Annotated in this window: 13 protein-coding genes, 1 tRNA gene and 1 pseudogene; 5 read left to right on the plus strand and 10 right to left on the minus strand. The window is 75.7% G+C overall.

Translation table 11 applies throughout. The features are described 5' to 3' along the window. Both ATM99_RS14200 and ATM99_RS14205 read right to left on the minus strand, forming a co-directional pair. On the minus strand, positions 1-515 hold a 515-nt coding region (locus tag ATM99_RS14200), incomplete at its 3' end, for a DUF664 domain-containing protein (protein ID WP_062103536.1). A 108-nt stretch (positions 516-623) separates the two neighbouring features. Then, entirely contained in the window at positions 624-1,109 is a 486-nt protein-coding gene (locus tag ATM99_RS14205) for a hypothetical protein (RefSeq protein ID WP_062103528.1), read from the minus strand. A gap of 176 nt (positions 1,110-1,285) precedes the next feature. Here ATM99_RS14205 and ATM99_RS14210 point away from each other — a divergent pair, with 176 nt between their 5' ends. After that, positions 1,286-1,537, plus strand: coding sequence for a PLD nuclease N-terminal domain-containing protein (locus ATM99_RS14210; protein ID WP_223305110.1), 252 nt, complete (start codon positions 1,286-1,288; stop codon positions 1,535-1,537). A 42-nt stretch (positions 1,538-1,579) separates the two neighbouring features. Here the strand turns inward: ATM99_RS14210 and ATM99_RS14215 are convergent, their stop codons facing one another. The 4 genes from ATM99_RS14215 to ATM99_RS14230 all read right to left on the minus strand — a co-directional run bounded on the left by ATM99_RS14215 (position 1,580) and on the right by ATM99_RS14230 (position 5,192). Then, positions 1,580-1,870, minus strand: a complete 291-nt coding sequence (locus ATM99_RS14215; RefSeq protein ID WP_062103537.1) for a DUF1905 domain-containing protein — start codon at positions 1,868-1,870, stop codon at positions 1,580-1,582. Between the two features lie 61 nt (positions 1,871-1,931). Beyond that, the gene (locus tag ATM99_RS14220) at positions 1,932-2,693 is read right to left on the minus strand and encodes a phosphotransferase (protein WP_062103529.1); all 762 of its coding nucleotides are present in this window, start codon (positions 2,691-2,693) and stop codon (positions 1,932-1,934) included. Between the two features lie 107 nt (positions 2,694-2,800). Further along, positions 2,801-3,787, minus strand: a complete 987-nt coding sequence (locus ATM99_RS14225; RefSeq protein WP_062103530.1) for a S41 family peptidase — start codon at positions 3,785-3,787, stop codon at positions 2,801-2,803. A gap of 91 nt (positions 3,788-3,878) precedes the next feature. Next, on the minus strand, positions 3,879-5,192 hold the full coding sequence (locus tag ATM99_RS14230; RefSeq protein WP_223305112.1) for an MFS transporter: 1,314 nt from the start codon (positions 5,190-5,192) through the stop codon (positions 3,879-3,881). 222 nt (positions 5,193-5,414) lie between these two features. Between ATM99_RS14230 and ATM99_RS14235 the strand changes: the two genes are divergently transcribed. Next, positions 5,415-7,418, plus strand: a complete 2,004-nt coding sequence (locus tag ATM99_RS14235; RefSeq protein ID WP_150118305.1) for a hypothetical protein — start codon at positions 5,415-5,417, stop codon at positions 7,416-7,418. Positions 7,419-7,697: 279 nt separating this feature from the next. Here ATM99_RS14235 and ATM99_RS14240 read toward each other — a convergent pair whose 3' ends face one another. The 3 genes from ATM99_RS14240 to ATM99_RS14250 form a co-directional block, all read right to left on the minus strand. Next, the gene (locus tag ATM99_RS14240; RefSeq protein ID WP_150118306.1) at positions 7,698-8,171 is read right to left on the minus strand and encodes a hypothetical protein; all 474 of its coding nucleotides are present in this window, start codon (positions 8,169-8,171) and stop codon (positions 7,698-7,700) included. Then, positions 8,168-8,746, minus strand: coding sequence for a winged helix-turn-helix domain-containing protein (locus ATM99_RS14245; protein ID WP_062103534.1), 579 nt, complete (start codon positions 8,744-8,746; stop codon positions 8,168-8,170). Before ATM99_RS14245 ends, ATM99_RS14240 begins: the two co-directional genes overlap by 4 nt. A gap of 330 nt (positions 8,747-9,076) precedes the next feature. Continuing rightward, positions 9,077-9,161, minus strand: a tRNA-Ser gene (locus ATM99_RS14250). Positions 9,162-9,296: 135 nt separating this feature from the next. On the opposite strand from ATM99_RS14250, the gene ATM99_RS14255 reads away from it, so the two are divergent. Together ATM99_RS14255 and ATM99_RS14260 are read left to right on the plus strand one after the other, a co-directional pair. After that, positions 9,297-10,040, plus strand: a complete 744-nt coding sequence (locus ATM99_RS14255) for an AAA family ATPase (RefSeq protein WP_062103535.1) — start codon at positions 9,297-9,299, stop codon at positions 10,038-10,040. Between the two features lie 158 nt (positions 10,041-10,198). Continuing rightward, entirely contained in the window at positions 10,199-11,395 is a 1,197-nt protein-coding gene (locus ATM99_RS14260; RefSeq protein ID WP_082659793.1) for a cytochrome P450, read from the plus strand. A gap of 7 nt (positions 11,396-11,402) precedes the next feature. Here the strand turns inward: ATM99_RS14260 and ATM99_RS14265 are convergent, their stop codons facing one another. Next, positions 11,403-12,716 (minus strand): amidohydrolase, encoded by a 1,314-nt coding sequence (locus ATM99_RS14265; protein ID WP_082659797.1) that lies wholly within the window; start codon positions 12,714-12,716, stop codon positions 11,403-11,405. Between the two features lie 157 nt (positions 12,717-12,873). Between ATM99_RS14265 and ATM99_RS14270 the strand changes: the two are divergent. Then, a pseudogene (locus ATM99_RS14270) lies at positions 12,874-13,569 on the plus strand (hypothetical protein); the annotation flags it as partial.

Below are 13,569 nucleotides of genomic sequence, written 5' to 3' on the forward strand. Positions count from 1 at the left end.
CAGCGCGCGTCGAGCAGACCGCGCAGGTACGCGGCCTGCCCGGTGTGCTCGAGGCAGTCCGCCAGCACGCTGACGAGCCGCACGCCGAGCGTCACGGGCGGGTCCCAGCCCTCGTCGACGACCGTGCCGAGGTCGCCGTCGTCGATCCGCTCGAGGTACGCCAGGGTCTGCGCGGTCGTCGCGTCGAGGTAGCCGAGCAGCAGTGCCGGGTCCGCGTCGACGCGCGCGACGTCGGCGGGGGACTGGCCGTAGCCGGTCGCGTCGGCGGCGAACGGCAGCGCGAGGCGCGCCGCCCAGCCGTCGGCCGTCCACACCTGCTCGACGCCCGCGAGCGGCGCGACCTGCGCGTCCTGCACGCGCGCCGTGTGCCACACGAGCCACGCGAGCGTGTTGGCGCGCGGGCCGGGGCGCCACGTGCGACCCACCGCGTCCACGCCCTCGAGAGCGCGTCGCAGCGCGGGCGGCACCCGCTCGAACCCGTCGGCCAGCACCGTGCGCGCACCTGTTCCCGTCACGGGCCCGACGCTACGACGCGCGGCTGTGCGTCGCACGGCGACCTCGCGTGCCGGCGGCCCGCTGCGGGGGTGCCGGGCGGCGGGTGCCGGCGCGTGTCGTGACGCGGATCAGCCGACGGTGCCGGTGACGCGCAGCCGCGAGCCGAGCGCGACGTCCTCGACGCGCACGCGCAGCCCGCGCGCGGCGGGGAACGCCTCCCCGACGAGCGGGCCGAGCCGGCCGAGGTCGACCTCGACGACGGTCGCGCCGTCCTGCGTGGACGCGGTGGCGACACCGGGCGGCAGCTTCCCGAGCTGGCCCCGGACGCCGTCGGTGACGAACCCGGAGAGGTCCAGGCGCACCTTCGGGTGCGACGCGACCAGGGCCACGCGCCACCGCCGCCCCTCGACGCCCCGGTCCTCGACGCGCACGTCGACCGGTCCGGCCATCCGCGTCGCGAGGCGCACGGCCCCCGGGACGCCGGGTAGCTCGTGCACCCGGACCCGGGCGTGCACCGCGCGGTCGTCGCCGCGGACGTCGGTGACCGCGGGCGGCAGCGCGTCGGCCGCACGCGCCAGCGCGAGGGCCTCGTCGAGCGTGAGGGTGAGCTCCATGCGCCCAGGCTACGAGCGTGCGGCGAGCCGCGCGGGGCGGAGGGCGCGGCCCGCGCCGGGCCCCGCCGGGCGCGTGCCAGGCCCCGCCGGGTGCGTGGCGGTCGCCCGGCCGGGCGCCGGGACGTCCGGCCCTGCGGCGCGCGCCGGGACGCGGGACGATGGGGGTGACGCCGTGCGTGACGGCACCGACCGAGGAGGGCGGCATGCACCTGCAGCACCAGCGGTGGAGCGACCTGAGCGCGCGGCGGCGCGTCGGCGTGGTGGTGGTCTCGGCCGCGCAGCTCGCGCTCACGGCCGCGGCGTACCGCGACCTCGCGCGCCGTGACGCCGACGAGGTCAACGGTCCCAAGGCGGCGTGGGCGCTCGCGATCCTCGTCAACTGGGTCGGACCGCTCACGTACTTCGCGAAGGGGCGCGTCCGGTCCTGACGCTGGGCCCTGGCAGGGTCCCGACCGGTGAGGCCGCGACCGTCAGACGTCGACGAGCCGCAGCCGGACCCGCACGGCGTCGCCCACCGCGGCACCCGCGGCATCGCGCACGGCGCGCTTGACCGGCAGCACGAACGTCTCGCGGCGCTTGTCGGGGAACAGCGACGTGCGCCACGTCGTCGGGCCCAGCGTCACCTCGACGCGGACCGACCCGAACCCGCCCTGCCGGCCGCGCGTCAGGTCGTCCACCTCGTCCGCGACGTCGAACGGCAGGTCGACGAACACCCAGGACCCGGCCTGCCAGAGGGTGGTCTCGACGTCGTACTGCGGCACGCCGCGACCGTACCCGGGGGCGCCCACACGCGGGGTCCCGCGCCGGCGCGCCGAGCGCGGGTCAGGCGACGGTGCCGGGCGCCGCGTCGACCGCGCCCGACGCCAGGTCGCGCAGCAGCCGCGCCCCGGCCTGCACGGTGTCCGGCGGCATGCCGTCACGCAGACGGCGCGCGACGACGTCGTCGAGCCGCGCGAGCGGGTCCTGCGCGGCCACGGCGGCCAGGAAAGCGAGCAGCAGCGCGCGCAGGTGGGTGCGGCTCACGGCCACCTCCGCGACGTCCCCCGCGGCACCGTCGACGCCCGCGACCGCGGCCTCCGCCAGCACGATCGCGGTGTGCCCGAGGTCGAGCGCCGGGTCGCCAGTGCGTCCCGACGCCCAGTCCACGACCACGGGCCCGTCGGCGCCGAGCAGCACGTTGGCGGGGTGCAGGTCGAGGTGCAGCACGCGGTCGCCCCCTGCCGTGCCGAGCGGCGGGGGCAGCGCGTGCAGGCGCGCGTGCAGGTCGGCCAGCACCGCGGCGACCGCGTCGGCGTCGAGCGTGCCGGCGACGTACGCCTCGAGCAGCGTCGGGCCGTCGACCCGGTCCATCACCATGCCGCCCGGCTCCTGCTCGTGCAGCGCGGGCACGGGGTAGCCGTGCGCGGCGACGTGCCGGTGCAGCGCGACCTCGGTGGTGGTGTCGCGGCCGTCGAGGTACCGGCGGCGCACGAGGCCGGCGCCGGCGTCGGTCACGACGGCCTCGCGGCCGCGCGCGACGACGGGGCCGTCGGTGGCTGCGACGTCGGGAGCGACGTCGGGACCGGCGTGCTCGGCGTCCGTCACGACGTGCGTCCCGGACGGCGGTGCGGGTCGGCGGCGACGGTCACGACGCGAGCGTAGGGCGTGGCCGACGTGCCGGGATGCCGCTGCGCGCGCTGCACGCCGAGGCGTCAGGCGCAGCCCTGCTCGGTGAGCCACGCGCGCGCGGCGCCCGCGGCGGCGGCCCCGCTGCCCGTGTCGGTGTCCGGCGGGATCGGCTCCTCGCCCAGCAGCTCGCCGGTGTGCGACTCGGTGACGCCCACCGTGAGCTGCAGCGTCGCGCCCGTGTAGAGGGGGATCTGCTGGTTCACGCTCGCGTAGCCCGCGGTCGGCACGCCGAAGACGTGGACGCCCTCGCGGCCGCGGAGCGCGATGAGGGTCTGCTCGCCCGAGCTCGCGGTGTGCTCGTCGACCAGCACCGCGACGGGCACGTCGAGGCGCGGGGTCGCGTGGGGTGCCGTGATCGACGTGCCGCCACCGGTGACGCGTCCGCGCGTGAGCCGCACCTCGCTGCGCCGCTCACCCGTCACGAAGGTCTGGAGCACGCCGTCGGGCAGGAGCTTGGCCACGCCCGCGACCATCGGGCCCATGTCGCCGCCGGAGTTGCCGCGCAGGTCCACGACGACGCCGCACACGCCCGGCTCCGCGAGACCCGTCGCGAGGGTGTCGGTGTACGCCTGCGCGGCCGCGAGGTCGCCCGTGAACTCGGGCACGACGAGCGTCGCGACGCCGCCGTCGCGCTCGACGGACGCGGGCTGCTGCAGTGCGGGGGCGGGTGCGGTGGCGTCGGTGCGCGCCGGGAGCAGGGCCGAGTGCGGGCCGCCCGCGACCTGCACGGCCTCGGCGAGGATCGCGTCGACGTCCTCGAGCGTGGCCGCCGTCGCGATCGCGGTGCGGGCGCGCTCGCGCTCGTCGTGCCACTGCGGCGACGACGCGTGCAGCCCGCCGTCGAGCATCGTCAGGACGGTGTCGCCGTAGCGCTGCGGCGTAGGCGGCACGAGCCAGACGTTGAAGCGGGGCCCGACGAACCACACGAGGCCGACGCCGGCGGTGAGGAGCACCAGGAGGACGACGAGGAGCGTGACGAGCAGACGGCGGGCACGGCGAGGGCGGGACACGGTGTTCCTTCTTCCGGGGGACTGCTCCCAGCGTCGCCCCCGCTGCCGGGCGAGCGCTTCCCCCGAGGGTCTGACCTGCGCGGGTACCGGGTCAGCCCCTCGCAGGACGGGCGACGGCGACGACTGCGACCGCGCCCGCGACCGCCAGCCCGCCGGCGAGCGCGGTGAGCCCGCCGTACCCGACCTGCGCGAGCGCGACGCCCGCGAGCGCACCGCCGCCCGCACCGGCCAGCGACATCAGCGCGTCGGACACGCCCTGGACCGTGACGCGCTCGTCGCCGGGGATCGCGCCCGCCATGACCGCCGACCCGGCGACGTTCGCCGCCGACCAGCCCACGCCCAGCAGCACGAGCCCCACGGTCACGGCGACGTGGCCGTCGCCGCCGAACCCCGACACCGCGGACGCGACGACGAGCAGCGCGAGCCCGCCGACCAGCACGACCGTCGCCCCCAGCCGGTCCGCGAGCGCACCCATGAGCGGCGACAACGCGTACATGCCCGCGATGTGCAGGCTCACGGTCAGGCCCACGAGCTCGATCGACGCCCCGTGCCCGGCCATGTGGACGGGCGTCATCGACATCACCGCGACCATCACGGCGTGCGCCACGAGGATCCCGACGAGCGCCGCGACCGCGCGCGGGTACCGCCCGAGGGTCGCCAACGCCGCGCGCAGCGGCACGTGCGGGCGCGGTCCGGTGGTCCCGCCGCCGAGCGTGCGGGCCGTCAGCAGCGGGTCGGGCCGCAGACCGACCCACAGCACGAGCATCGCGGCGACCATGCCGACGGCCGAGAACACGAACACGGCCGCGAGCTCGGGCAGACCCGTGAGGCGTGACGTCGGCTCGCCGAGCCGCACGAGGTTCGGACCCGTGACGGCACCGACGGTCGACGTCCACACGACGAGCGACAGGTCCCGCGCCCGCGTCCCCGCGGTGGACAGGTCGGTGGCCGCGAACCGCGCCTGCAGGTTCACGGCGCTGCCGACGCCCATGAGCGCGGCACCGACCAGCAGCAGCGCGAACACCTGCACGACGGCCGCGACGACGACGACCACGGCGCCGACCGACGCGAGCGCGAGCCCGGCCGACAGCGACGCGCGCCGCCCGCGGGCCAGCGCGAGACGCGCGAGCCACAGCGCCGACAGCGCCGCGCCGAGCGTCGCGGCGGTCGTCACCGACCCGGCCCACGCGTCGGACCCCGACAGCTCCACCGCGATGAGCGACCCGACCGACACGACCGAACCCGCCGCGACCCCGGACAGCACCTGCGCGAGCGCGAGCAGCCCGACCGTCCGGCGACGCAGGTGCGTCGGGGCGTCGGGGAGCGCCGGCGGTGCCGGGGTGAGCGGCAGGGGTGCCACCGGGACCGCGTCGGCCGGGGGTGGCGGGGTCGGTTCGGTGCTCACGTCGGGAGCGTAACGAGCGGTGGCCGCGGGCCGGTCGGTGCGGCGACGGGTGCCCTCGTGCCGGGCGCGGACGTTTTTCACCCGCTCCCGGACCGGGACGAAAGGCCTGGGTCCGGGCGAGCCGGTCGGCCTCGGCGGGTGAAGTCGCACCCGGTGCCAGGAGAGGGGTCGGGTGGCCCCTAGCGTGTGCGCATCCTCCTCCGACCACGCCCGGGAGCCTTCGTGCACGTCCGTCACCACCGTCCGCCCGCCGGGCCTGCCCGCCGCCTGCGGCGCGTCCTGAGCGCCGTGGTCGCCGCCGCGCTCGCGGTCCCCGTCCTGCTGCTCGGCGCCGCACCCGCGACCGCTGCGGGCTTCGCCGTGACCGGCGCGCCGTCGATCGCGTCGTCCGCGTGGGTCGGCACACCGCTGTCGGTGTCGTTCGACGGTATGACCATCACGCCGGCCGTCGACTCCTACCGGGTCTCGTGGCACTGGTCGGACGGCACGCTGCGTGCGGCGTACGAGCTGCGGGGCACGGACCCCGTGGTGGGGGCCAGCTACACCCCGAGCACCACCGACCTCGGGAAGTCGTTGTACGCCGACGTGCTGCTGCGCGGTGCGAACGGCGAGCTCTACGCGACCGGCACGAACCTCACCGGTGCGGTCGCGCTGCGCGGCTTCGACGACGCCCCGACGCTCGCGGTCACCGGGTCGGGCGTGGTCGGCGAGCCGCTCACGGTCGGGGGCACGGGCGCCTGGTCGCCCGCGCCCGACGACGTCCAGTACGTGTGGCACCGCTACCCGGTCGACGCCGTCGTCGCGTCCGGCACCGGTCCCGCGGCCGCCACCTACGTCCCCACGGTCGACGACATCGGCTCGACGTTCTACGTCGTCGCCACCGCGTCGCGGTGGGACCGTGTCGACAACACGCAGACCTCGACCGCGTCCACGACGGTCCACCTCGGCTCGTTCGCAGGCGTCGAGCGTCCGACGGTCACGGGGACCGGCGTCGTCGGCTCGTCCTTCACGGCGACGCTCGACGTCACGGGCACGACGCCCGCGCCCGCGTCGGTGGACTTCCAGTGGTACCGCACCGACGGGACGCCCGTGGCCGGTGCGACGTCCGCGACGTTCACCCCCGGGCTCGACCTGCTCGGCGAGCCGCTGTACGTCGTCGCGACGCTGCGCGCACCCGGCCACCAGGACTTCGTCACGCTCGGCTCCGACTACTCCGCGACGGTGAGCCCCGGGTCCTTCGAGGGTGTCGCACGCCCCGTCGTGACGGGCTCGGGCGTCCTCGGCACGTCGTTCACGGCGACGCTCGACGTCACGGGCACGACGCCCGCGCCCGCGTCGGTCGACTTCCAGTGGTACCGCACCGACGGCACGCCGGTCGCCGGTGCGACGTCCGCGACGTTCACGCCCGGCCTCGACCTGGTGGGTCAGCCGCTCTACGTCGTCGCGACGCTGCGCGCGCCCGGCCACCACACGTACGTCACGCTCGGCTCGGACTACACGCGCACCGTCTCGCTCGCGTCCTTCGCGCCCGGTGCCGCGCCCGTGCTCACGGGCCACCACGTGCTCACGGGCACGCTCACCGCGACGCTCGACACGTCCGCGTGGACGCCGCGCCCGCAGTCGCTCACGTACCGGTGGTTCCTCGCCGACGGCACGCCCGTGGCCGGCGAGACCGGTGCCACGCTGCGGCCGACGGCCGCCCTCGTCGGCGAGAGCGTCTACGTCGAGGTCACCGCGCACGCCGAGGGGTACCAGCCCTACGTCATCGCCTCCGCCCCGAGCGGCAAGATCGCCGCGGCCACCGCGGCCGTCTCGCAGCCCGTCGTCGTCACCGGCTCCACCGTGACCGTCGAGGTCTGGGGCCTGCTGCCCGACACCGACTACGCGCTCGAGCTGCACTCCACGCCCGCCGCCCTCGGGACCTTCCGCTCGTCGTCGCAGGGCGTCCTGCGCGCCACGGTCGCGCTGCCCGCCGGCACGGCCCTCGGCGCGCACTCGGTCGTCGTGCTGCTCGACGGCGCCGAGGTCGCACGCGTCGGCATCACCGTCACCGCAACCGGTGTGGCGCCGACCGTTCCGGTCGCGACTGCCGCTCCCACCGCCCCGGCGGCCGCCACCGCGGCGCTCGCGACGACCGGCGCGGGGGACGCGACGGCACTGCTCGCGGTGGTCGCGCTGCTGCTTGTCGTCGGCACCGCCGCGGCGCGGGTGGGCGCCCGGCGCTGACCTCCGCTGCCCGGCCGCGAGGCCCCGCACGACCGACGGCCCCGACCCGCGTGGGCGGGACGGGGCCGTCGGTGTCTGCGGAGGATGGGGGGATTCGAACCTCCTGGCGTAAGGCGTTTGACCAGGCCAGGTGCATGATGCGGCAGGTCTCGGGCGGGAACACGGACACCGTCTACTGCTGTTGGTGCCAGTTCGTCGCACTCCGATGGCACGACGATGCCTTCGTCCCAGTCCCCAGTGAAGCGGGACGACGTGTCGTCGCTCGTCGGCGACCTCCGGTCACGCAGGGAGGCGTTCCTCCATCACGGGGACGAGCCCTGCGAGGAGCTCGCCGAGGATCGTCAGCGAGTCGTCGACGGCGTTCGCCGTGATGGTCTCTGCACGGTACTCAGCTCCGGAGCGCGCGAACCGCAGGTCCGACGCGTCGTCGATCGACTGCCGCAGCGCTGCGTGGTTGGCGTGGTTGCGGATGATCGCCGCGGCCGCCGCGAAGGTGTCGCCGTGATGACCGCTCTCTCCGGCGGGACGCACGCCGAACGACAGGACCAGCGCCAGAGCGACCTTCCGGCACGCGTCGTACGCGAGCTGGAACGCACCCTCGTAGTCCTCCAGGTCACGGCCGGCCGCTGCGGTCTTCGCGTGCCGGCGCGCCTGCTCCACCATCGTGCGGCACACGTCCGGGTCGACCGGCACCTGCTCCAGCTCTCCGGCGAGGACCATCTTCGACAGCTCGGTCTTCCGCGCTGGAGTCATGTGGGCGTCCCTCCGGTTCGGTCGACAACGGTGAGCATCGGACGTTCCTTGACTGCCTGGATGAACCCGGCGCGCCCCTCACGCCAGTCCGCCGGTGGGACCACGGTGATCTGCACGGGCATCGCGAGGGCTTCCTCGAGGTGGGCGTTGATGCGACGCAGCTGGCGTGTGGGCGGGTCTCCGACGACGATCACGTCCAGGTCGCGCGGTGGGTGCCCGCCGTGGCCGAGGGCGCGGGCCGCCCACGAGCCGATGATGACGGCGAGTTCGACACCGGGCAGGTCAGCGAGGGCGTCCCGGGTGACGCGGACGGGGCCGTGTGTGCGGCTGAGGATCTGGGTGAGTGGCTCAACGAACGGTGACATCTTGTTCGCGCTGACGAGACGTGAGCGACCGACGCGCCTGTCCTGCAGGACGCCGGCGTTGATCAGCTTGTTGACCTCGCGGAGCGCGTTCGGGGCAGCGACGCCGGCGCGGCGGGCGAGGTCAGCGATGCTGGCTTCGCGACCCGGTTCCAGGAGCAGGGTGGCGAGGATCGCTCCCTGCGCGGGTGTGCGGAAGATCGGCAGGAGCATCTGCTCCCTACTGCGACCTGCATCGTTCACGCTACGTACCTTATCGTACGCTGAACGTAACGGTTAGACGGGCTCGCGGCTCGCGTGCGTCGGAGGGTGCGCTGCGGTGCTGGACCCGGGCGGCGCGTGCCCCTGGTCGTCGCCCTCGGGGATCGACGGGTCCGCTGCTCCCGGCGTGGGGGACCTACCGTCGGCGGTCGTCGAGCTCGAGGAGGCGCTGCTCATGAGAGATCCTCCTGAGGCGGTGGTGTTCCCCGTGGTGTTCCCGCAGCCTAGACGAGAAACGGCCCCTCACCGCGTTGCCGCAGGTGAGGGGCCGTTCTGTGCCGGCGGAGGATGGGGGATTCGAACCCCCGAGGGCGTGAACCCAACACGCTTTCCAAGCGTGCGCCATAGGCCACTAGGCGAATCCTCCAGGCTGCGGCGCTCCCGCCGGGCGGGCGCGCTGCGGGTAGGAGTCTAGCCGAGGACGACGGTGCCGTCGGACGCCTCCCGGCGCACCGGGGACAGGGACGCGCGCCGTGTGGGCGGGTCGTGGTGGGGTGGGCGCATGGTCGCGCGCACGGGTCCGTGGAGCACGCTGCCGGTGCGTCGCGTCCAGGCGGGGGACCCCAAGCTCGACGGCGAGCGCGGCGGGGACTGGCACCTGCGCGTGCCGGCGGTGCGGCAGGTGCTGGAGCACGGGTGGGACCTGGGCCCGGCGACGGTGCTGGTCGGCGAGAACGGCGCGGGCAAGTCGACGCTGGTCGAGGGGATCGCGACGACGTTCGGCATGGCCGGTGAGGGCGGGTCGACGGGGTCGATGCACCGCACGCGGCCCACCGAGTCGGGGTTCGCGCACGACATCCAGCTGGTCCGCGGGGCGGGCGCGCCGCGGCGCGGGTTCTTCCTGCGCGCCGAGACGATGCACGCCTTCTACACGTACCTCGACGAGCACCCCAGCGCCCGCGACCCCGAGTTCCACGCGCTGTCGCACGGCGAGTCGTTCCTCGAGCTCATCGGCTCCCGGATGATGTACCCGGGCCTGTACGTGCTCGACGAGCCCGAGTCCGCGCTGTCGTTCACCGGCAGCCTCGCGCTGCTGCAGCACCTGCACGACCTGGTCCGCAACGACTCGCAGGTGATCCTGTCGACGCACTCGCCGCTGCTCGCCGCGTTGCCCGGCGCGACGATCTACGAGGTCGGTGAGTGGGGCCTGCGCGAGTGCGCGTGGGACGAGCTCGACCTCGTGACGTCGTGGCGCGGGTTCCTCGACGCACCCGAGCGGTACCTGCGGCACGTCCTCGCGGACTGACGTCGCGGCGCTGACGTCGCGGCGCTGACGTCGCCGTGCTGACGTCGCCGTGCTGACGTCGCGGTGCGGGCACCACGCGTGATCGTCACGGGCGCGCGGGCCGTGACGTCCTGCACGTGGAAATGTCACGGCCCACGGGCGGGGTCAGGATGGCTGGCATGACCGAGCACCAGCCCGCCCCCGAGACCGCCGCGACCCGTCCCGCCGGCACTGGTCCCGTCGACGCCCGCCCGGCCGCCGCGCCCGTGCTCGACGCGCGCACCACGGGTGACGAGCTGCGCGGCCGGTGCCCGGTGGCGCACGGCTCGGACGGCTCGTGGACGCTCACGTCGCACGCCGCGGTGACGGCGGCGGCGCTCGACCCGGCCACGTTCTCCAACGCGGTGTCGCGGCACCTGCAGGTCCCCAACGGTCTGGACGGCGACGAGCACGCGCGGTTCCGCGCGCTGGTGGACAGGTTCTTCACGCCCGAGCGGGTCGCGGCCGTCGCGCCCGCGGTCGAGGAGGTCGCCGCGACGCTCGTCGCGACCCTGGACGTGCCGGGTGCGGTCGACGCCGTCGAGGTCGGTGCGCGGTTCGCGGTGCGCGCGCAGAGCGCGTGGCTCGGCTGGCCGGCGGACCTGGAGGACGAGCTGCTCGCGTGGATGGCCGACAACCACGCCGCGACCCGCTCGGGCGACCGCACCCGCACCGCCGACGTCGCGCGCCGGTTCGACGCGATCATCCGCGCGCTCACCGACGCGCGTCGCACCGCCGGCGCGGCGGCGCCCGACGACGTCACGACCGAGCTGGTGCGCGCGCACGTCGACGGCCGCCCGCTCACCGACGACGAGATCGTCTCGGTGCTGCGCAACTGGACCGGAGGCGACCTCGGGTCGATGGCGCTGTGCGCCGGCGTCGTCGTCACCCACCTCGCCGACCACCCCGACCTGCAGGCCCGGCTGCGCGGCGGCGTGAGCGACCGCGAGCTCGACGCGGTGCTCGACGAGATCCTGCGGATCGACGACCCGTTCGTCTCCAACCGGCGCGTCGCGACCCGCGACGCGGAGCTCGACGGTCAGCGCATCGCGGCCGGCGACCGCGTGGTGCTGCACTGGACGGCCGCCAACCGTGACGAGGCGGTCTTCGGTGACCCCGACGCGTTCGACCCCGCCGGGCACGCGCGCGACAACCTGGTCTGGGGGATCGGTGCGCACGTGTGCCCGGGGCGTCCGCTCGCGACGCTCGAGCTGCGCGCGCTGACCCGCGCGCTGCTCGCGGCGACGACGGCCGTCGAGCCCGACCCCGACCGGCCGCGCGAGCGCGAGCAGCCGCCCGTCGGCGGCTACGCGGTCGCGCCGGTGGTGCTGCGCTGACCGACCGTCAGACCGCGAACCGCTCGCCGCGCTCGCGGACCCGCCCGGCCCCGAGCCCGCCGCGCGCGTCGGCGTCCCACGTGTAGACCTCGGTGCCGGTGACGAACACGTGCTCGGCGCGCGACGTCACGTCGAGCGGGTCGCCCGACCACACGACCACGTCGCCGTCGAGCCCGGGCGTGAGCGACCCGACGCGGTCGTCGAGGCCGAGGAACTGCGCCGGGTTGACGGTCAGCGCGCGCAGGGCCGTGTCCCGGTCCAGGCCCTCCTTCACGGCGAGCGACGCCTGGTGCACCAGGAAGTTGATGGGCACCACGGGGTGGTCGGTCGTGATCGCGACCCGCACGCCCGCCCGCGCCAGCACGCCGAGGTTCTCGATCGCGCGGTCGCGCAGCTCGACCTTGGACCGCGCCGTGAACATCGGGCCGAAGATCACCGGCACGTCGCGCTCCGCGAGCACGTCGGCGATCGACGCCGCGTCGGTGCCGTGGTTGACCACGAGCCGGTAGCCGAACTCGTCGGCCAGCCGCAGCGCGGTCGCGATGTCGTCGGCGCGGTGCGTGTGCTGGTCCCACGCGAGCTCGCCCGCGAGCACGGCCGCCAGGGTCTCCTTGCCGAGGTCGCGCTCGAACGGCTCGCCCGCCGCGGCCGCCGCGTCGCGCCGGGCCGCGTACGTCTGCGCGTCGACGAACGCCTTGCGGATGACGGCCGCGACGCCCAGGCGCGTCGACGGCAGCTGCTTGCGCTCGCCGTACACGCGCTTGGGGTTCTCGCCCAGCGCGGACTTCACCGACACGTCGTGCCGGATCACCTGCTCGTCGACCGTGCGCCCGCCCCACGTCTTGAGCGCGACGGTCCGCCCGCCGATCGGGTTGCCCGAGCCGGGCTTCACGACCGCCGACGTCACACCGCCGACGAGCGCGTCCCGGAAGCCCTCGTCCTCGACGTTGACGGCGTCGATCGCGCGCAGCGCCGACCCGTCGGGGGACGTCATCTCGTTCGCGTCCTCGCCGGCCCAGCCCTGGGCCTCCTCCCAGACGCCCATGTGCGCGTGCGCCTCGACGAACCCCGGCAGCACCCAGCGCCCGCGCGCGTCGACCACGCGCACGCCGTCGGGCACCACGACGTCCGTGCCGACGGCCGTCACGACGCCGTCCTCGACCAGCACCGTCGCTCCCGCGATCGGCTCCGACGCCACCGGCACGACGTACCCGCCCACGATCGCGACCGAGCCGCGGGCCGTGCCGATCGGCAGGGCACCGGGCGCCGGGGCGGGGGAGGCGGACGTGGACGTGACGGTGCTGCGGGTCTGCTCGGGCATGACGACCATCATGGCCCTCGCCGCCGCCACCGCGTGCGGGACCGCGCGCGTCCTGTGCAGCGCCGGGCGGGACGCGGTGTGTGGGGTGCGTGGAGGTCGCCGCGGGACCCCCGCCGGGCAGATGTCCGGATCGTCCGGCCCGGTTAGCGTGTCCGCCATGACCCAGGACCGTCCGCACACCCCCGACGACCGTCCCCCGTACGCGCCCGGCGTCACGCACGAGCGGCTCGCCGACCGGTGGCCCACCGACGCGTGGCGCGGCCCGTTCCTCGGTGTCCTGCTCGGCGTCCTGACGCTGCCCGCCGTCGCCACGGTGCTCGTCGCGCTGCTCGTGCTGGCCGTCCGCGGCGAGGCGACCTGGCTTGTCGTGGCCGGTGCCGCGCTCGTGACGACGCTCCTCGGCGCCCTCGGCACGGGCGTCGCGCTGCGCCGCGGCCACCCCGGCGTGCTGCACCGCGTCGCGCTGCTCGCGGGCGTGTGGGGTCTCGCGGTCCTCGTCGCCGGCGTCGTGGTCGCCCTGACGCTCGACGTGCCCGAGCGCGTCGGCGTCGCCGTCATGCTCGTCGTCGGCGGCACCTACACGCTCGTCCTGGCCCTCGCGCTGTGGGGCGCGTCGCGCGTCCTGCCCGCACCCGCGCAGAGCGCGGCCGAGGGCGACGCGCCCGTGGCGACGCCGACCTCGGCCCCCACGCCCACGGTCGACGAGGTCCCGACGCCCGCCGCCGCGCCCGACGACGACGCCGACCTTGCCGACTGGCCGGCCTGGGGCGGCGACGCCGCGGACCCCGCCGCCGCGGACCTCGACGGCGGCGCACCGCCCGCCGAGGAGGTCGTCCTCGAGGACGTCGTGGAC

This window comes from Cellulomonas sp. B6, assembly GCF_001462455.1.
Lineage (GTDB): Bacteria > Actinomycetota > Actinomycetes > Actinomycetales > Cellulomonadaceae > Cellulomonas.